Consider the following 19293-nt stretch of genomic DNA (forward strand, 5'->3'; position numbering starts at 1 on the left):
ATCAGGCCGTTGGTAGCGGTCATTCACTTCCTCTTTGTACACCGACCATGCCGTCAACTCACTCGGACGCTCCGCCTGCATCGTCGAAGTCCGCCGATTCACCTCAATCGGTGTCCATCCTGGGCAGCCGGCACTGGTATGACTTCGTTCAGCCGTGCCTGGATTCGGCATCGATTTTGGCATCCTTGGTGATGGTCAAATTCGCTGCGAGAGGTCATGTCGACGATGCATCGTTCGCGATGGGTTTGATCGCGGTCATCGTGTTCTTTCTCAGCAGCCAACTGACGGGACTGCAGCGGGGCGACCGCCGCGCCTGCACCGACAGCGAAATCATTCGAGTGCTGGCAACATGGACGATGACGATCCTGGTTCTAGGAGTCATCGCCTTTGCCACTCGCTACGGACAATACTTTGCCCGATCCGTGATTCTGTCCTGGTGCGTGCTTTGTCCCGCCATGATCGGACTTTCACGAATGTGTTTGCGAATCGTGCAATTCGGATTGCTTCGTCGCGGGGTTGGTGTTCGACGAGTCGCCATTGCAGGCTGCAATACCCTCGGACATCAAACACAATCCAATATCGAATCGGACTCATCGCTCGGTCTGCAATTCGCCGGCTTCTACGATGACCGCAATTTCACTCGCGAAAAAAGCGACAATGGAAGTGGCGAAACCGGCAGCAATGATTCAGATGAACTGAACTCAATCGAATCCGAACCAGCGGTCTCACTGCAAGGCGATTTGAATGACCTGATTGCTGCGGCACGTTCGGGCGAGATTGAAACGGTGCTTGTGACCCTTCCCATGCGAGCCGAAAAGAGAATCCGATTTCTGCTGGACGAACTGAGTGACTCGACCGCATCCGTCTACATCGTTCCCGACTTTTTCGTGTTCGAACTGCTTCACGCTCGCTGGACCCAAGTCGGCGGTCTGCCGGCGGTCAGCGTCACCGAATCGCCGATGTTCGGCATCGACGGTGTCGCGAAACGGGCGGCGGATTTGATCATCGCGACGGCCGGATTGCTCGCGATTTCTATTCCGATGTTGCTCATCGCGGCGGCTGTCAAACTGACATCGCCCGGTCCGGTGTTTTTCCGTCAACGTCGCTACGGTTTGGACGGCCAAGAAATTCGCGTTTGGAAATTCCGCTCCATGACGACCTGCGATGATGGTGCGGTCGTCAAACAGGCCACCGCCAACGATTCGCGGATCACTCCTCTGGGAGCGATCCTCCGGAAAACCAGCCTGGACGAACTCCCCCAGTTGTTCAACGTGATCGAAGGATCGATGTCATTGGTCGGACCGCGGCCTCATGCGTCCGCACACAACGAACAATATCGCGGTTTGATCCGTGGTTATATGATGCGGCACAAGGTCAAACCGGGAATCACCGGCCTGGCCCAGGTCAACGGCTGTCGCGGCGAAACAGAAACGGTCGATAAAATGGAACAACGGATCCATTTCGATCACCAATACATTCGCTCTTGGTCGTTGTTGCTCGATATAAGAATCCTGTTCCGAACGCTGCTTGTCGTTTGGAAACAACCCGAAGCGTACTGATCCCACCCCTCGCATCGATGTCACATGTTTCCCTTGCTGCTCATCGATGGATACAACGTGATCGGGCCTGTGGCTCCTCCGTCGCGTGGTGCATCAGCGAATTGGTTGCAGGACGAACGCCAATTGCTACTCAACCGGTTGTCGGAACATCTGACCGACATCATTCGCAGTCGAACCTGCGTGGTCTTTGACGCTCGCAATCCGCCACACGGCGTGAGCGATCGAATGTCGTTCGCCGACATGGATGTTCGTTTCGCGGTCGGCTACCCAGAAGCGGATGACTTGATCGAAGAGCTGATCTTCCAACATCCAAATCCAAAGTCATTGACGGTGGTCTCCTCCGATCACCGTCTGCATGCCGCCGCCAAACGCAAGAAGGCGTTGCCAATTGATTCCGATGTTTGGTTGGACGCGTTGTTGGATGGGCAAATCCAAATGGCCAAGCTTCCGAAAGCAACTTCCAAACGAAAACGTCCCAAGCAGTCCGACAGCCCATCTGGTGAATCATCCGACGAAGCGGCCTTGAGCGGTCCAACCCTGGACGCGATGCTGGACACGGAAGAGCTGCAGAAGTGGCTCGATCAGTACGGGTCGGACTGAGAGCGAAAACGCGATCACAACACCCCAAACCTGACTCAGCCGACGCCATGAATGCACTCTCGCGATCGTCAGGTTTCGCATTGGGCTCCCGTGTATGCTGTGGCCTTCGTAGACCGATGGTCCCTTTTGAATTTTGACTCTTGGCGGATTTGACTGAAATGGCTCTGGTGTTGACTCGTGGACTGGTTGCCTTCGGATGTCTCGCAATCGCATCGGCGGCCCCGGTGCTGGCTGATGGACCGGCTGACAACCAAGCCGAAAACGTTCGTCCGATTCCGCCGGCAGGAATCGAAGTCGACGCGGAAGCAGTGGATGCTTTGCAAGCCAACGCCGCCATGGTTCGGAAACGCTGGCAGCAATTGATCGACGCCGCGAAAACGGACAAACAAGGATCAACGGCACTGGCTCGATTGATCGATCTCGAACCCGAAGTCCTGGTGTTCCCTCGTGCGGTGGAGATGACGATCGAGCAATCCATTTTTTACTCGCCCAAAGCATTGACGGACGCCGATCGATTGTTGGAAATTGCCAACGAACGAATCGACCGGATCGCCGCCGGTGCCTCCTGGGCCGAGGTGGTGGGACTGGAAACGAGCAACGAAAAGCAACTGATTGCAGGTGGCTATCGATCCAAGATCGACGATTCGTTTCAACCCTACGGTGTGGTCGTTCCAGCAAACGTGAACGCCTTGGACGCGTTGCCGATCCGAATGGATGTCTGGCTGCACGGCCGAGGCGAAAAGGTTTCTGAGTTGGCGTTTCTGAACAAACACAGCAACCGGCCAGACCGATACCGAACGGGCAACGAACCGATGCCCCAATCCGCCATCGTCGCCCATCCATACGGCCGCTATAGCAACGCGTTTAAATTCGCCGGAGAAGTCGATGTTCTGGAATTGATCGATTACCTGCAGCGCCGCGCTGCCATCGATGATCAACGCATTGCCATTCGCGGGTTTTCGATGGGTGGTGCGGGATGCTGGCAATTCGCGACGCACTATGCCGATCGATTCTTTGCTGCCACGCCCGGTGCTGGATTCTCCGAAACGCCGCTGTTCTTGAAAGTGTTCCAAGGCGAAGACGCCGCCGGGACCGCTCCCTCCCACCAAAAAACATTGTGGCAACTTTACGATTGCCCACCGTGGGCTGCCAATCTTCGGAACCTGCCGACCATCGCCTACAGCGGCGAAATCGATCGACAAAAGCAGGCCGCTGATGTCATGGAATCAGAACTGGAGAAACACGGCGTCGACTTGGTGCACTTGATCGGTCCTCAAACCGCTCACAAGATCCATCCTGATGCCAAGCAAGAAATCGCACGCCGGTTGAATTTGATCGAACAACAGATTCAGCCCGGCGTTCCCCGCCACGTCCACCTGACAACCATGACTTTGCGGTATTCGAAGATGCACTGGATCGAAGTCACTGGCATGCAACAACACTGGTCACCGGCCACGGTTGATGCAGCGGTGATACGACATCCCGCTGACTCAAGCGAACAGATTGAGATCGAGTGCGAAAACGTGACTCGCCTGCGTGTGAACTTCGACGCAGGGCAGTGGCCAGGAAAACCCAACGGACGTGTAGGCGTGATGATCAACGGCAACCACGTCACCAACGCTAGCAACGGCCCGATGGTGGGATCCGATCGTTCGTTCACCGCCGAATTCATGCACGACGGAAAATGGAAAATCGCCACCGAAGACTCCACTTCGCTTCGCAAGCGGCCTGGACTTCAAGGACCGATCGACGATGCCTTCATGGACCGGTTTGTCTTTGTGATGCCATCGGGAACCACCGCCGATCTGATTGTTGAAAAATGGATTCAAGAGGAATCGAAGCACGCCATGGATCATTGGCGATTGCACTTCCGAGGTGACATTCGTGTGATCCAAGACACGGAAGTCGACGCGGCAATGATGGCGGATCAAAACGTGATTCTGTTTGGCGATGCCACCAGCAATCAGGTGATTGCACAGCTGCTACCCAAACTGCCGCTGAACTGGACAAAGGAACAAATCCGCATTGGAAACAATGAGGCCGACGGGGCAGGGCACGTGCCAGTGATGATCTACCCCAACCCGGAAAGCCCGAATCACTACGTCGTGATCAACAGCGGATTCACGTTTCGCGAATACGACTATTTGAACAACGCACGTCAGACCCCCAAGTTGCCTGACTGGGCGATCTTGAATGTCAGCGAAGGCTCAACCTTCCGCGACCCAGGCAAGGTCGTCGCGGCGGGCTTCTTCGATGAAGCATGGCAACCGAAGTGATTCAACGAGGTGTGAGGGTTTGATAATCGTCGAGTTTGAAACGCACGAAATACCGTTCGTTCGGCGTCTCCTGATTGGCGTTCGAAAGCGTGGTCACATGGTGCTGTTCGAAAATCAGTTTCGTCCAAACCAACTCGATGGCGATGACAAAGGGCTCTGGGCTCCCCATGTCGGTTTCGCTCAATTCGCGTTGTGCAACGGCAGCGTGCGTGCGATCACGCAAGAAATCGATGCGGAAATCTACAACGCCCTCGGCAGCCGCAATGGTGGTGAAGTCATCGACTCCGACGGTTTCTGAATCGTTCTGCGAATGGTTGAAATTCGACTCCATCCGATTCGAATGACCACCTAGCAGACTCATCGCTGCTGCCCGACTGCCATGACGCTATTCCGTGGCGTCGGGCTCTTCTTGTGAAAGGTTGTATTGAGTCCGGATTTGAAGATTGAGGGCGGCCAATCGTTGATAGACCAAGGTCATTCGTTCTCGCACCGTTTTGACTTCGCCGTCTGGGAATTGAAGTTCCAGCTCCACTTCCCAATCCAGATCGTGCCCCATCTTTGAAACCACCTCCACGAAGTCTTCGGTGAAGCGTTTGCGTGCTGTCGATCCATATTGCTCGTTGGCGAATGACATGATGTCTTGGATTGGGACCCCATCGATTGAATTGAGCTGAGCCCAACCATCCGTCAGACGAATCGTTGGCAGATCGCCTTCCCAACGCACGTCTGAGAACGGAGCCACCTTGGCGTACGTGCCTGCGTTCACGGGAGAATCAGCCACCACGACGGATTCCGTATCAGACGATCCTCCCGATCGCGCGTGCCCGACAAAAGAGAAGACAGCCGCGACAGCCAGGGTGGAAATCACGAAGATCAGGATCAGCACCAAGATCGCCGGAGCACCAATCTGCTTTGCAACCGAATCCGTCGGTGGTTTCTCGTTGGAGCGTTTGGAGATGAGGTACCAACGTCCGAAGAACATGATTTCAAACGGAATGACAGCGGAGACGACCGCCTGAAAGAACACCGGACCGGCTTGCGAAAAACTAAACCGATATCCGCAGTACCCTCCCACCAAAGTTGGCACCAAAATCATCGCTGCCATCCACCACGAGGGGACGATCCGGTTCCAATTCTCAGACCATGAGACCCAATCTTGCCCGCCAGGAATGTCCCCTGACGTTTGTTCGTTCACAACAAGCGACGAGACCAGCTCGACCAGGTCATCGACCTCACCGCCGTCGCTTGCATCATCACTTTCCAGGTTTGCCACGATCCTCTGCAAGTGTTCTTGCCGCGGCTGAAGCTGCTCATCGACCGCTTTTTGATTGAGTCGATAAATCTTGCGGTAGAGATAAAAAAGAAACACTCCGAACGGTGTCGTCACAAGGATGCATCCCCACCAAGTCCCCGTGGTGTTCCATGCGACATTGATGAAGAACGCCATCAGCGAAATGGTGAACGGCAGCAGGTACCACCAGAAGATGTTCCGTAACAACCAAATTTGATGTTCGACCTGCGTCAGCGATTCTTTCGCATAAAACAAAAGTGGCTGACCAGGATCGCTTGCCGCCTTGGGATGCAGCTTGCGATCAATCAGCATGAAGCCAGCGATCCAAAGCAACACTGGCACAGTCAACCACCACGACCAAGGCAACGACATGCCGATGCCCATGGCCAACCAGATCGGAATCATCAGCAGTGACACGCTGACTTCACGTACATCTCGCCAGAAGATGATGTTGCGAAATTGGTCATGCGACTGCTGGACCTGCTGCGACAGCAACTCGGCATCGAATGTCACTTTCAACTCCGATGCATCGGCCTTCCAAGCTCTTTGAAACTTATCAAGATTCATGGTGCTGGGCCTCCGCGACTTCGACGTTCAGCAATTCGGCGAGTGCTTTCTTTGCACGACCAAGTCTCACTCCGACATTGCTCTCAGAGATCCCCAGCACGCCGGCCATTTCACGGTAGGACAATTCGTCCAAGTACAGCAGCACCAACGCGACATCGGATTTCGGCAACTGATGAATGGCCTTGTACAGTTGTTCCAGCGTTTCACGCTGCTCAGCGTGTTGGCTGGAATCGATTGATTCGGCCGGAATGGTTTGCACTTCGAGCAATGGTTGCTGACACGTCCTTCGACGTTGATCGTTGCGTCGCCAATTCATCGCGGTATGCAGTGCGACGCGATAAAACCATGTTGCCGGACTAGCTTGCCCCTGGAAACGAGGCAACGAATGCCATGCCTGAAGCAAGATTTCTTGAGCCAGATCCTGGCTTTCTTCACTGCCAAGCGTGTAAGCACGCGCTACCTGAACGACCGAAGCTTTGTGCCTCTCCAGCCAATCAATGAATAGCGATTTGGCATCCTCTTCTTGCACCAGTAGCTCTCGCTCAGGGGATCCGTAAGAAGTCTCTCTATTTGTGTTAGTACCGCTGGCAGCGATCCCCTTACACAAACAGTTTGAAGTTCACGGATAAAGTCGAAAAACCTGCGTGCCCCGGCCAAAAAACGCCTGCCGGCCTTGAGTGACGTGAGCTTCACCCTGCTCGAGTGGATGCGACGAAAGCGGTCATGGACTCGCTTGAGAGACAAACTCGGATGGCAATTTGTACTGGCCGTCGGATGCCAAACGTGTCGTGATCAAGATCGCGGACTTGTCCGGTTTCACCACCCACACCAAAGCTTGCTTGGGATCGGCCGGTCCCGTCGCGGTTCGGTCCGGGTTGGCTCCCAGAACCAAATCCGTCAACACGGTTCGCAACGGAACATCGTTTTTCGCAAAGTCGCGGATCTGCTGGTTCTGTGTGATCCCCATCTTTTGCAGGTCACCGCCAATGATTTGAATTGGTGGCAATTGATTGTTCGCAGGCAGGTCACGATTGAACTCTTCGGCGATCGTGTCGACCGCGAACTGCAAAGACTCTTGGTCAAAGCTGACCGACATCTTCCGATCCAGCATTTCATCGATCGACAACTTGGTTTGGTTGGTCGCCATCGCCTCCGAGACTGGTTCGGTCGTCGTGTTCGTGGCAAGCAAGGTTGCCAACGTCAGTTGCGGCAGAGCCAATGGAGGTAGGTAGGCGTTCCAGACGAGTTTGCGGTCCACGCGACCGGTGCGGACATTTTCTTCCGCAAACGCCCACATCGATGGAAGCCTAGCGGCGAGCAAACGCCACGACGGGTCAATGTCTCGCGTCACCAAGAAGTCTTCTGCCCAACGAGGTGCATTGTCGAGTTGCTCACGAAGTGGTGTCGCCAACGCGGTTGGATCAACGCCCGGGGCCGCAGCCAATCGAACTTCGACATACGATCCAGCTGTACCGAGTGATGTCACTGTACCGGATGATGTCTCGCCGGACGAATCGTCGGATGTCGATGCCACTCGAACCAACATACCGCCGCAATCGGCGAGAAGGTTTTGGCGGATCCATGGAATCAACTCCGGCGAAGTCGCGTCCATCCAACGTCTCGCATCGCTGACCAAGAAATTGGGCTGGGTCAGAAACGCGATCGCGTCATTGGGGCGAGCGGATTGCCAAAGTTCTTCCAGCAACCGCGGCAGCACAACTGGTGCCCCGCCCATCTCGGCGACCTCACCAATGCGAGCGATGGAACCGACCGCGAACGCATCGACCAGATCGTCGGCAGCCTCCGCGGGACGTCCTTGCGTCATCGGGAAATACGCCAGCGCATCACGAGTGTCACCGGCATAGATGGTCTCACCGCCGGGTCCGCGTGCGGAAGAGACGTCCCAGGTATCCAGCAAAGTTTCCAAAGACTTTGGTTCGTTCAAACGAATCGCGGCGGCGACCTCTGGGACACCTTCTTGTCCAGGAAACCAAGCCAACGCAACGTGAGAAATTGTTTCGCTGGGCACGCCCGACCATTGGTTCAGCGCATCCAACCAGCCTTGAGTTTCGGGGCCGAACATATCCAGCAACCCGATTTGTTGAAGTCGTTGCCAATCCATCGTGACCACCGCGGCGGGGCCGGGCGGCAACAATCCGGTGGCTCGACTGACTTGTTCACCGTCAGCCCGCAGGTCTGGCGGAGCCCAAAGCATTTGCTCGTTGTCAACGACTTGGATGCCGGTTGCAGGCGGATCGGGTCGGCGAGCGGGAGAGCGAACTGGCGTCGTTGGTTGGTTCGTGTCACTGGAAACACGAGGGATGAATTTTGGAACCGCCGGCCGAACTCGCTTGGTAACTTCACGCGGAGTTTTGTCTCGGGTTGCAAGCATCGCGACCAAAACCAAGAGGGGAATGCACAACGCATAGATCCCGTACCAAGCTTTCCGGTTGCGACGTCTTCGTCGACGTCGAGCCGGAACAACAGCGGCAACGCTCTGCTTTGATTCCTCAGATTTCGATTCCGTTTCAATCGATTCGGATATGGCCGTCGATTCGTCAGCTTCGGTCGTCTCGTTGATCACGGCGACCGGAGTAGACGACTCAGACACTTCCGACTTTGCCACGGCGGGCTGAGTCGCATCTGCTTCAGAGCCTTCTGCAACAGAAGCAACGACCGTCGAAGTTTCAGGCTTGGGCGTATCGGCTTGTTCTGGCTTCGGCTCCTCCGCAGCTTCCGCGACGGGAGCCAGCTTTGTTTTCGCAATGACCTTCGCGTCGGGTGCTTTCTCGGCCTTCTTATTTTCAATCTGTTTGAGTGAAGTCTCCAAGCTTGAATCCGCCGGGCGAGATGGCTTGGCGACCGGCGTCTTCTTTGGCGTCGGTTTGGGCTTCGCCGGCGAAGTCGCCTGTTCCACCTTTTTCTCGATCGGCTTCTTCTCAGCCGACTTCTTCACCATCGGCGTCTTCTCAGCTGGTCGCTTTTCAGTCGCCAGTGTTTCTGCCGCCGACGGTTGTTTTGTAGACGTGGATTGCTTCGTCGCGGGTTCCGCCGGTGTGGCCGTCGCCGCCACGTTCAAAGCTTGTGCGAATTGCTCGACGCTCGCGAAACGGGCGTTGGGATCCGTCGCCAATGCCGCTGCCAAGACTCGGCACAACGGATCGCCCGTCGCGCCCTGTTCAACCGCCGATGTCAGTTCCGAAGGCAATCTTGCTCGAGATTCGTCGGCGAAAGCAGGACGTCCGAACCGCAGCTCAAAACCCAAACATCCAATCGCAAAGATGTCGTCGGCGACCGTCAGTTCGTGGCTCTGCGAACCAGCCAAACGTTCGGGCGACCAGTACGATTGCCAATCACGTGATGACTGAAGCCAAGTTTCACGTCCGGATTCTCCGTCTTTACTGGCAACGCTCTGCATCGAGACGGATGGATCTCGCAACAAAGTCCATTGACCTGAATCGTTGGTCCAGATTCGATCGCGACGAATCTCGCCATGCACCATTTTTTTTGAATGCATCGCGGTGACCGCATCGCAAATCGGAATCAGAACAGCAACGGTTTGCTGGACAGATCGATGCTGATTGGGTGAATCCACGCATCGTCCCGAAACCAATGGGATGAACACCCCCGCGAAGTCTCGGTGGCTGCCGATGGGTTCGCCCAAAGGACCGTTTCGAACCGGCACGATCTCAATCGGTTGCAAGGATGGATGCGTTAGTTCGGCATGAGCCCTCAGATTGGCGGCGGCATCAGCTGACAAGCTGGACGGGTCGATTTGTCGCAACCACCCAGCAACCGGCTTTTCACCGGATTGCGCCGGGTCGCAAACCACGGTTTGCCAATCCGAAAAGGGAAAGGGAGCCGATTTGTCAGCCGCAACCAGGGTCAGCGGAGGAATTCGCAGAAGTGGCGTGTTGGGAAAATCCGCTTCCCACGTGGTGTGCTGCAGCACTCGCGAAATAGGGTATTTTTTAACTCGGCCGGTTTTGACCAGCCACGAGGCGAGAGACGCGGCGTCCGAAGGCGGTTTGCCCCCGTGATCGTTCGCGAAATCGGCGGCCCAGATTGGTGGGTCGGAGGCGTCGGCCAGTCCGCTTTGGACCATCCGTTTCCAAAAATCGACAAGTTGCAGCGGCATGGCGACGAGAAGAAGTAACAACAGACCGGATCAACCGGCATCACATAGAACTTTGACCTAGTTTATTCTGTCTGGCACGTCGACACCGGATGCCTTTTCGACGAATGTCCTTAGTCTCGTCATTTTCCTGATTCGCAACCTTGTAGAACCCCACCGTTGCCTTGAATATCGTCTACCTGACGACCGAAGCCGTTCCATTCGCCAAAACCGGTGGTCTCGCCGACGTCTGTGGCACGCTGCCCAAAGTTGTCGCCGCTCAAGGGCATCGCTGTGCGGTCATCATGCCCGCCTTTTCGTCGATTGAACGATCGTTGCAACCGATCGAGACGACCGATATCAGCTTCGCGGTTCCGATGTCGGATCAGAAGCTGATCGGTTGTCGGTTGTTGAAGAGCCATCTGCCGAAAGATCCCAACGATCCGGAGGACTCGGCCGAGGTCCCGGTTTATTTCATCGATCAACCGCAATACTTTCGGCGTCCCTCGCTCTACGGCGACGCCAACGGAGATTACCACGACAACGCCGAACGATTCATCTTCTACTGTCGCGCCGCGATCATCGCGATGACTCGACTGGGCTATCCGGTTGATTTGGTGCACTGCAACGACTGGCAATCGGCACTGGTACCGGCTTTGTTGCGAGCGGCATCTGACAACGTGGCAAAGACTCAGCCGATTGCGACGATGCTGTCGATTCACAACATGGCGTATCAAGGCAACTTTGGTTTCGATGCGTTCCCGTGGACTGGTTTGAGCTGGGATCACTTCCGACCGGAGTCATTCGAGTACTACAACCAGCTGAACTTTTTGAAAACCGGCGTCGTGACCTCCGACGTTGTGTCGACGGTCAGCCCCACGTACGCCCTGGAGATTCAAACGCCACAATACGGCTGCGGCCTGGATTCGATCCTGCAAGGCATCCCGCAACCTGTCGCGGGAATCATCAACGGAATCGACACAAACATTTGGAATCCCGAAACCGATCCACACCTGAAACGCAATTACAGCGTGGAGGATTGGGCCGACGCGAAGATCGACAACAAACTCGCGTTGCAAGCCGAAGTGGGTTTGCCACAGGATCCCGACGTTCCGTTGCTGGGATTGATCGGTCGCTTGGCCGATCAAAAAGGTTGGGACCTGATCCTTCCAGTCTTGAAACAACACCTCGCTGAATCACGCCCAACGCAGTGGGTCGTGCTAGGCAGCGGCGATCCCAAAATTGAGACTCAACTGCGCGAGTTGACTGAGCAACATCCGGAACAACTGGCCGCTTACATCGGTTTCAGCGATGCATTGGCTCATCGCATCGAAGCATCGAGCGACATATTCATCATGCCCAGCCACTACGAACCCTGTGGGCTGAACCAACTCTATAGCCTTCGTTACGGAACACCTTGCGTTGTCACCAAGACTGGCGGCTTGGCGGACACAATCGTCGATGCGACTCCGGAGAACGTCGCGGCAAACCTTGCGACAGGATTCCATTTGAATGACAGCAGTGCCGGTGCGCTTGACCACGCGATCAACCGGGCTCTGCAGCTTCGATATCACTCTCCTGAAAATTGGAAAAATCTTGTCGAATTCGGCATGTCGCAAGATTGGACGTGGAGGAAGAGTGCAGACCAATATATTCAGCTTTATGCCCGCACAATTTCCCTAAATCGTCGAAGGCGATCGGAAGGCTAGTTTGCGACGTTCGTTTTCGCCGTTGTTGGAGAAGATTGGGGATGCATCTCGGTTCTGGACTGCTACATTGCAGGGATGAATATTGAGCGGGGAGGTCTAACCACTCTGCCGTCCGCCCTACGATCGCGAGTCGAATCGATGAAGACACAACAGTCAGGAGTCAACATCGATCCGCGTCAAACTTCGCTGTGTGAGACCTCCCGAACTGCTGAACATTCGCTTCCCACGGAACAAAACGGATTGGACACGCAAAGCGTTTCCGACCTGCAGACCGAGCGTGACAAGCCCGATCCTACGCGCAAGCGTCCGCCAGCGACAAAAACAGAATTCGATCGTTCCACCACGTCGCAACGTGCGGAGGATTTGGTCAATCGCATGGTCGACGCCGAAATCCTCGATCAACCCAACCAAGACGGTCGGTACGTTGACTTTCCCAACGAGTCACACGTTCAAACCGGTCGCTCGCGAAAAGATCCGATTTCGGGCAGTTGGACAATATTCGCTCCCGGCCGTGCTCGTCGTCCTGATCAATTCAAATCTCATCGGCCAAAACCTGACGCGTCGATGGATTGCCCGTTTTGCCACGGCAACGAAAACCTGACACCTGCCTCGGTGTGGTCAGCGAAATTGTCGGAAGACGAGGAAGCCGTTCCACAGTCTTCTGATTGGACCGTTCGAGTCGTTCCGAACTTGTTTCCGGCTATCAAACCTGAAGGCAACACTGAGCTCAAACCCACCGCTGCCGACGACGAAGCAGAAACTCGTCTGTCGCCATTCGCTCAATCGTTGTTTGTTGAAGAGATCGCATCGGGTGGCCACGAGGTCATCATCGAAGCCGCTCGCCACACTCGCTCACTCAGCGAACTGAACTTGGCAGAGATCGCCCTCGCGTTTTCTGCTTATGCAGCCCGGATGCGTCATTGGCGGCAACAACCCGGCATCCAGTTTATCAGTCTGTTCAAAAACGTCGGCCGTGATGCCGGTGCTTCGTTGCAGCACAGCCATAGCCAACTCATCGCGTCGAACCACTTGCCGCACTCGGTTCGCGAAGTCAACAAACGCATGCGATCGCACTTCGATCGTTACGGACGCTGTTTGCAGTGCGACGTTTTGCAGGCTGAACTGGAACGCAAAGAACGGATCGTTCATCAATCCGATTCGCTGGTCGCCTATTGCCCTCACGCCAGTCGGTTCCCATACCTGATTCGAATCACGTCCAAAATGCACGTGGGTTGTTTCGAAGACCTTTCGGTTTCGATGAACGAAGAAGTCGCCCGTTTGGTACTGCGAAGCGTTCGTTGGCTCGAAGCAATCATTCCCGGCGTCGCTTACAACATGATGCTGCACACCGGTCCTGCGGGTGACCAGCACGACAACAAAACGCACCACTGGAGCCTTGAATTGGCACCACGAATTGGTCGTTTGGCCGGATATGAACTGAGTTCCGGTGGAATGATCAATACGGTGTACCCCGAGGCAGCCGCGGACGAATTCCGCCATCAAGCCCGACGCAGCGATCCGCGTCACGCCCTGCGATAGGCAATCGGGCTCCCGCCTCGACGCACCTCGCCCAATGATTGCTTGCTTGAGATAGAATGTGGCTCCGATTGCCCACATCCTGTCCACCCAATCAAGCTTGAGCAGCCATGAAAAAGCGTTGTCACGCCATCACCGCATTCGCATTTGCAGTTTGCTTTCTATCCACCCTGACCTCACTTCATGCGGCGGATCACTTGGTGTTCGAGCCCGCCGAAGGCAAGTCCAACGGCAAACACATCGTGCTGATCTCGGGCGATGAAGAATACCGAACCGAAGAATCCTGCCCGATGCTCGGGAAGATTCTCAGCCAAACCCACGGCTTCAAGTGCACCGTGCTGTTCGCCATCGACAAAGAAACCGGCGGCATCAACCCGTACCAAATCGACAACATCCCCGGCACCGAAGCACTCAACGATGCGGACCTGATGATCCTGGCGACTCGTTGGCGAGTCCTTCCCGACGATCAACTCGATCCGATCTTGAATTTCATCAACGCGGGCAAGCCAATCATCGCCTATCGCACCGCGACTCACGCTTTCAAAAGCGGTCACTACGGTGACTACGACTGGGCCAACTTTGGAATCAACGTGGTCGGCGAGAACTGGCACTCGCACCATGGCAAACACAAAGTCGAAGGCGGCCGCGCGGTCATCGTGGAAGACAACGCCAACCATCCGATCTTGAACGACGTTGCCGACATCTACACACCCTCGGACATCTACGGCGTTGTCCATCTCGACGAATCCGCCGCTACGGTCTTGCTGCGAGGCATGGTGATTCAGCACCTCGACCCAGCCGCTCCTCCGGTTGAGGCGAAGAACGATCCAATGATGCCGCTAGCTTGGTTGAAACCTTACGAAGCCCCGTCGGGAAAAACCGGTCAGTGCGTGGCCACCACCGCCGGTGCCGCCGTCGACTTTCGCAGCGAAGACCTACGTCGCTTGATCGTCAACGCCAGCTACTTCCTCACCGGAATGGACGTCCCAAAATCAGCCGACGTTTCATTCATTGATCCGTATGTGCCATCGTTCTACGGTTTCGAAACCGGAAAACTGTACCGCGAGCGTGACCTTCGCGTGGAAGAGTTCGATCTCGGTTCATCCGCGACCGTCTTTACCCCCAAAGGCTCATTCGCGCCCATCGCTCACTGAGCGGAACGGCGATCGATGCTGTTGAGGATGGCAACCGACGCGACTGCCAGTTTTCATTCCTCAGCACTGGCAATGATCGGGGCGGTCACACTGCCCGCCCCGGGACGAATCGAGAGCACTCGCATGCCGATCGATTTCAACGAATGCTTGGGAAGAACGGCTCCCACCAACAATCCCAAGCAAAGCAACCGGCCGGCCGAAGAGAGACCGAACAAGTAGTAGTAAGTCAGTGACGTCGTTCCCCAATACGCCAAGATCGCGGCTCCGGCCAAGGCACCCGCACAAATAGCGAGCGTGTTGGCGAAGTTGTGATAGGTCAACAACCGGGTTCGATGTTTCGCGGGCAAGGTCTCGAAGAACATCAGGAAGAACCCCAGCTCGTACGCGGCCCAAGCAATGCCACTGAGGATCTGAATGATCGCTAACCAAATCAGGTTGGTCGAAACAATCCACAGCGATGCCAGCGGCACCAATCCGATGCCGCCGAACCACAGCACCTTCGCCGCACCGGACTCTTCCGCGATGCGTCCCCAAAATGCGAATGAGATGACTTTGCTGAGGAAGGCGAGTGCGATCAGACCGACGTAGACGACGTAGTCAAATTCCAACTGCCCCAGCATGTACGGCACAAAGTATGGGCCGCTGAGTTGAATAAAAACTTGCATGGCGACCAAGTAAGCCAGTAATCGAATGGCCGATCGATCGTCCACTCGTTCTTCAGCTGGCTTCTCCGCCACATCTTTCTGAGGAGGCTCGATGTGGTTTGCAACCTGCGATCCGTTTCGAGTCCGGTGCAGGAAACTCGCGGAGACCAAACGCAACATCGCGGCGACCAAGAACAATCCGGCAAACCCGGTCAACGCCATGTCTTGGTGGGACGTCCATTGCAACACCAAGCCGGCGACCATCAATCCGGAGAACGTACAGATCTGTTGCAGCCGAGATCGCTTTGAAAAGAATCGTGCGCGTCCCGCGACGGGAACGATCTGTTCGATCCAGGTGTTCCATGCAGGCCCGGTCGACAGGCCCGCGGCCCAGTATACCGACGCGATCAACAGGAACATCACGATCGACAGACTTCCGGTCCAGGCCGCATACGCCAGCGGCAAAAACGCGAGCGATTGCAACACCGCGCCCGCAACGATCCAACGTCGGTAGCCGCCAATCCAAGAGATGGCCTTGGGCGAGACCAACTGGATCACTCCGCCGACCAGCAGCGGAATGCTGGCGATCAAACCCGACGCGGTTTCGCTCAGCCCCACCGCCAACGCGAACGCGGAAAAGTAGGTTTCACCGCATCCAACCATGCCGCCAAAACACGCCGCATCACCCAAGCTTCGGGCGAGGTTCCGGTCGCTCTTGCCAGCTGAAGAAGTGCGATGAATCGTTGCGGGATTGAGGATTCGGTCCATCAAAAAGATGCGAAATTGTGGAAGCAGTTGTCAGTCGTGCTTGTACTTCTTTCCCGGTCCATTCAACAGGTCGTTTCTTTGCAAGACTGCGGCATTACTGCGCCCACAGCGGCGTCAAACCCCGCCACGTGATAAGATTCTTTCCCCCGCGAAAACCGTGAGGATTCCTTTTGAGGAGACAGACGCATGTTGGCGATGACTTGGACCGAACGGCTCGACTCCATCCTTGTGGGGCCCATGTGGCCTGCCACCGTTCTGGCCGCGTTGTTTCTGCTCTACGCCCTCGTCTCGATGCTGGGCATTTTTGAGTTTGGCGTCGACGCGGATGTCGATGTCGACTTGGACATCCCCGATCTAGATGCTCCGGATCTGGCGGGCGACGTCGGTGGCGATTTAGGCATGGACGCTTCCGGCGAACCCATGCACGGTGACTGGTTTGGCGGTGCGGGCGCGGCCACATTGCGGGCCATGAACCTGGACCGAGTGCCGCTGGTCGTTTGGTTTTCCGTCTTCAGTGTCCTGTTTTGGGTGATCAGCTTTTACCTGTGGTTTGGTTACGACGTGCGGCGCTACGATCCTGACTTCCTGACCAGCGGACTGCTGACGATCCGCAACGGCGTCCTGGGGATCGTCGCGACCAAAATGGCGACTTGGCCACTGCACCGAATCATGGTTCCGCCGACCGAATTCCACGCCTCCAGCCTGGTTGGCGGAACGGCCACCATCGAAACCCGGCAAGCCGACGAATCGTTCGGTCGTGCACGTTTTGCGACTGATGCGGCCCCTCTGCTGATTTCCGTCCGAACCGGTGGTGAAATTATCCCAAAAGGGGTACGTGTCACGGTGGTGAACTATGATCAAAACAGCAAAACCTACCTGGTGCGGGCTGATTCTTCGGCTTCGACGTGATTCGGCGCGCCCCGCTGGCTGATATTCCACGCCTGATCAACAGGCAAAATGTTTTCGGGATTCGTCATCGAATCATCCCGCAGTCAATCACTCGAAAGAACACTCATGCTGGTTGCTCTCATCACAGATAGCCTCGCTGCGGACGTGGCGATCATTTTGGTCGGGGGACTCTTCCTCGTCGGCATCGTTGTCGCGCTCTTCTACAAGAGCTACTACGTTAAAGTCGGTCCGGATCGCGCCATCGTGAAATCGGGTTCCGGCGGTGTCAAAGCCGTGACCGGCGAAGGCATGCTGATCATCCCGCTGATTCAGCAATACGAGTTCATGGACCTCACGCTGAAAAGCTTTGAGATCCATCGCCAGGGCAGCGAAGGTTTGATCTGCCGCGACAACATCCGCGCCGACATCAAAGTCGCGTTCTTTGTGCGTGTCGACAAAAGCCCCGAGGAAATGAAAGAGGTCGCTCAGTCGATCGGTGCCAAACGCTGTAGCGAACTGGAAACGCTGCGTGAACTGTTCGATGCGAAATTCAGCGAAGCACTGAAAACGGTCGGCAAGCAATTTGACTTCGTCGATCTGTATGACCAACGCGACAAGTTCAAAGAGGAGATCCTGAAAGTCATCGGCACCGACCTGAACGGTTACCGGCTCGACGACGCCGCGATCGATTACCTGGAACAAACACCGTTGGACATGCTCAGTCCAACCAACATCCTCGACGCCGAGGGCATCAAGAAGATCACCGAACTGACCTCGATGGAAAAGGTCAAGGAAAACCAGTTCACCCGCGACAAAGAAAAGACGCTGAAGAAGCAGGACGTCGAAGCCGAAGAAACGATTCTCGAACTGGAACGTCAACGCGTCGAAGCGGTCGAAAAACAACAACGCGAAATCGCGGAAATCACTTCGCGTGAACAAGCCTCGGCTGCGAAAGTCCGCGAAGAGCAACGATTGGAATCCGAACGAGCCCGCATCCAAACTGAAGAAGAAATCGGGATCGCCGAAGAGAACAAATCTCGTCAAATCCTGGTCGCGATGCGGAACAAGGAAAAGACGGACGCAGTCGAACTGGAACGCGTCAATCGCGATCGTGACTTGGAAGCCACCGAACGCATGCGTGTCGTGGGCGTCGCCGATGTCGAAAAAGAAAAGGCGATCGAAGTCGAGAAACGCAACATTCAAGAAGTGATTCGCGAACGCGTCGCTGTCGAACGTGCCGTGGTCGAAGAACAAGAACGAATCAAGGACACCGAAGAACACGCCAAGGCCGAACGTCAAAAAACGGTCCAAATCACCGCCGCTCAAATGAAGGCGGAAGAAGAACTGATCCGTCAAACCAAGCTGGCTCAAGCCGAGAAGGAAAGCAGCGAGTTGCTGGCTGAAAAAGTCCGCATCGAAGCCGAAGCCAAACGCGACGCTGCGGAAAAAGAAACCGCCGCGACGAAAATGCTGGCCGAAGCCGAAGCCGCCCAAGCCGCTGCCGCTGGTTTGGCCGAAGCTCAAGTCCAAGAGGCCAAAGCCGTCTCACTGGAAAAAGAAGGCATGGCCGAAGCCAAGGTTTCTCGCGAGAAATACACGGCCGAAGCGACCGGTATCACCGAGAAAGCCGAAGCGATGAAGAAGCTGGACGGCGTCGGCAAAGAACACGAAGAGTTCAAACTCAAACTCGAGAAAGAGAAGTTCGTCGAAGTTGCTGCGATCGAAGCTCAACGCGGAATTGCCGAAAGCCAAGCCGGTGTCATCGGCGAAGCCTTGCAAGCCGCTCGAATCGACATCGTCGGTGGCGACGGAGAATTCTTCGAACAGATCACTTCCGCAGTCAAAGGCGGCAAAGCGATCGACCGATTTGTCTACAACAGCCAAGTCGCGACGGACGTCAAGAACACGTTCTTCGACGGCAACGCGGACTACTTCCGCGATCAAGTCAAAGAGCTGATCTCACAGTTCGGATTGGACACCGACGGCGTGAAAGACCTTTCCATCGCGGCATTGATTGCCAAGTTGATGGGCATGTCCAGCACCGACGATGTTCGAACGCAGTTGACCAGCCTGCTCAGCATGGCTGGGACCGCCAACGTGGCCGACCAAAAGGTCAGTCGCTTGCTCACGTCCGAGCCAAACACCGTTCCAGCGAAGAAAGTCTCGCCTAACGGGAAGAAGGCCTGA

The 19293-nt window shown here is 55.7% G+C and carries 13 protein-coding genes; 9 read left to right on the forward strand and 4 right to left on the reverse strand.

The genetic code is table 11. The features are described from left to right. Positions 1 to 47: 47 nt before the first annotated feature. From RE6C_RS03680 to RE6C_RS33430, 4 genes are all read left to right on the forward strand, one after another. Positions 48 to 1559 (forward strand): undecaprenyl-phosphate glucose phosphotransferase, encoded by a 1512-nt coding sequence (locus RE6C_RS03680; RefSeq protein WP_008653980.1) that lies wholly within the window; start codon positions 48 to 50, stop codon positions 1557 to 1559. A 24-nt stretch (positions 1560 to 1583) separates the two neighbouring features. Beyond that, positions 1584 to 2159 (forward strand): NYN domain-containing protein, encoded by a 576-nt coding sequence (locus tag RE6C_RS03685; protein ID WP_008653983.1) that lies wholly within the window; start codon positions 1584 to 1586, stop codon positions 2157 to 2159. Positions 2160 to 2299: 140 nt separating this feature from the next. Then, positions 2300 to 4435 carry a prolyl oligopeptidase family serine peptidase gene (locus RE6C_RS03690; protein ID WP_008653985.1) on the forward strand — a complete coding sequence of 712 codons (2136 nt, stop codon included), beginning with the start codon at positions 2300 to 2302 and terminating at the stop codon, positions 4433 to 4435. Then, on the forward strand, positions 4413 to 4733 hold the full coding sequence (locus RE6C_RS33430) for a DUF1559 family PulG-like putative transporter (RefSeq protein ID WP_390175912.1): 321 nt from the start codon (positions 4413 to 4415) through the stop codon (positions 4731 to 4733). The genes RE6C_RS03690 and RE6C_RS33430 overlap by 23 nt, the downstream gene beginning before the upstream one ends. An 87-nt stretch (positions 4734 to 4820) precedes the next feature. Here RE6C_RS33430 and RE6C_RS03700 read toward each other — a convergent pair whose 3' ends face one another. From RE6C_RS03700 to RE6C_RS03710, 3 genes are all read right to left on the reverse strand, one after another. Beyond that, the gene (locus RE6C_RS03700) at positions 4821 to 6293 is read right to left on the reverse strand and encodes a hypothetical protein (RefSeq protein WP_008653987.1); all 1473 of its coding nucleotides are present in this window, start codon (positions 6291 to 6293) and stop codon (positions 4821 to 4823) included. Continuing rightward, the gene (locus tag RE6C_RS03705; RefSeq protein ID WP_008653988.1) at positions 6283 to 6822 is read right to left on the reverse strand and encodes an RNA polymerase sigma factor; all 540 of its coding nucleotides are present in this window, start codon (positions 6820 to 6822) and stop codon (positions 6283 to 6285) included. Before RE6C_RS03705 ends, RE6C_RS03700 begins: the two co-directional genes overlap by 11 nt. A 192-nt stretch (positions 6823 to 7014) precedes the next feature. Next, positions 7015 to 10452 (reverse strand): serine/threonine-protein kinase, encoded by a 3438-nt coding sequence (locus tag RE6C_RS03710; protein WP_236617927.1) that lies wholly within the window; start codon positions 10450 to 10452, stop codon positions 7015 to 7017. Between the two features lie 140 nt (positions 10453 to 10592). Here RE6C_RS03710 and glgA point away from each other — a divergent pair, with 140 nt between their 5' ends. The 3 genes from glgA to RE6C_RS03730 all read left to right on the forward strand — a co-directional run bounded on the left by glgA (position 10593) and on the right by RE6C_RS03730 (position 14806). Continuing rightward, positions 10593 to 12116 carry a glycogen synthase GlgA gene (glgA, locus tag RE6C_RS03715; RefSeq protein ID WP_008653992.1) on the forward strand — a complete coding sequence of 508 codons (1524 nt, stop codon included), beginning with the start codon at positions 10593 to 10595 and terminating at the stop codon, positions 12114 to 12116. Positions 12117 to 12254: 138 nt separating this feature from the next. Further along, positions 12255 to 13655 carry a galactose-1-phosphate uridylyltransferase gene (locus RE6C_RS03725; protein WP_008653995.1) on the forward strand — a complete coding sequence of 467 codons (1401 nt, stop codon included), beginning with the start codon at positions 12255 to 12257 and terminating at the stop codon, positions 13653 to 13655. A 107-nt stretch (positions 13656 to 13762) separates the two neighbouring features. Next, complete coding sequence (locus RE6C_RS03730; RefSeq protein WP_008653997.1) at positions 13763 to 14806, forward strand: ThuA domain-containing protein; 1044 nt, start codon at positions 13763 to 13765, stop codon at positions 14804 to 14806. A 53-nt stretch (positions 14807 to 14859) separates the two neighbouring features. Here RE6C_RS03730 and RE6C_RS03735 read toward each other — a convergent pair whose 3' ends face one another. Then, positions 14860 to 16245, reverse strand: a complete 1386-nt coding sequence (locus RE6C_RS03735; protein ID WP_039961113.1) for an MFS transporter — start codon at positions 16243 to 16245, stop codon at positions 14860 to 14862. Between the two features lie 159 nt (positions 16246 to 16404). On the opposite strand from RE6C_RS03735, the gene RE6C_RS03740 reads away from it, so the two are divergent. Then, positions 16405 to 17127 (forward strand): OB-fold-containig protein, encoded by a 723-nt coding sequence (locus RE6C_RS03740; protein ID WP_008654000.1) that lies wholly within the window; start codon positions 16405 to 16407, stop codon positions 17125 to 17127. A gap of 105 nt (positions 17128 to 17232) precedes the next feature. Next, positions 17233 to 19293, forward strand: coding sequence for a flotillin family protein (locus RE6C_RS03745; protein ID WP_039961116.1), 2061 nt, complete (start codon positions 17233 to 17235; stop codon positions 19291 to 19293).

This window comes from Rhodopirellula europaea 6C, from assembly GCF_000338295.1.
GTDB classification, from domain to species: Bacteria; Planctomycetota; Planctomycetia; order Pirellulales; family Pirellulaceae; genus Rhodopirellula; species Rhodopirellula europaea.

What these genes read in the sequence shown, in the direction of transcription:
- RE6C_RS03685 (WP_008653983.1), top strand. Translation starts at nt 1,584, where the DNA reads ATGTTTCCCTTGCTGCTCATCGATGGATACAACGTGATCGGGCCTGTG.
- RE6C_RS33430 (WP_390175912.1), top strand. Translation starts at nt 4,413, where the DNA reads ATGAAGCATGGCAACCGAAGTGATTCAACGAGGTGTGAGGGTTTGATA.
- RE6C_RS03730 (WP_008653997.1), top strand. Translation starts at nt 13,763, where the DNA reads ATGAAAAAGCGTTGTCACGCCATCACCGCATTCGCATTTGCAGTTTGC.
- RE6C_RS03740 (WP_008654000.1), top strand. Translation starts at nt 16,405, where the DNA reads ATGTTGGCGATGACTTGGACCGAACGGCTCGACTCCATCCTTGTGGGG.
- RE6C_RS03680 (WP_008653980.1), top strand. Translation starts at nt 48, where the DNA reads ATGCCGTCAACTCACTCGGACGCTCCGCCTGCATCGTCGAAGTCCGCC.
- RE6C_RS03745 (WP_039961116.1), top strand. Translation starts at nt 17,233, where the DNA reads ATGCTGGTTGCTCTCATCACAGATAGCCTCGCTGCGGACGTGGCGATC.
- RE6C_RS03725 (WP_008653995.1), top strand. Translation starts at nt 12,255, where the DNA reads ATGAAGACACAACAGTCAGGAGTCAACATCGATCCGCGTCAAACTTCG.
- RE6C_RS03700 (WP_008653987.1), bottom strand. Translation starts at nt 6,293, where the DNA reads ATGAATCTTGATAAGTTTCAAAGAGCTTGGAAGGCCGATGCATCGGAG.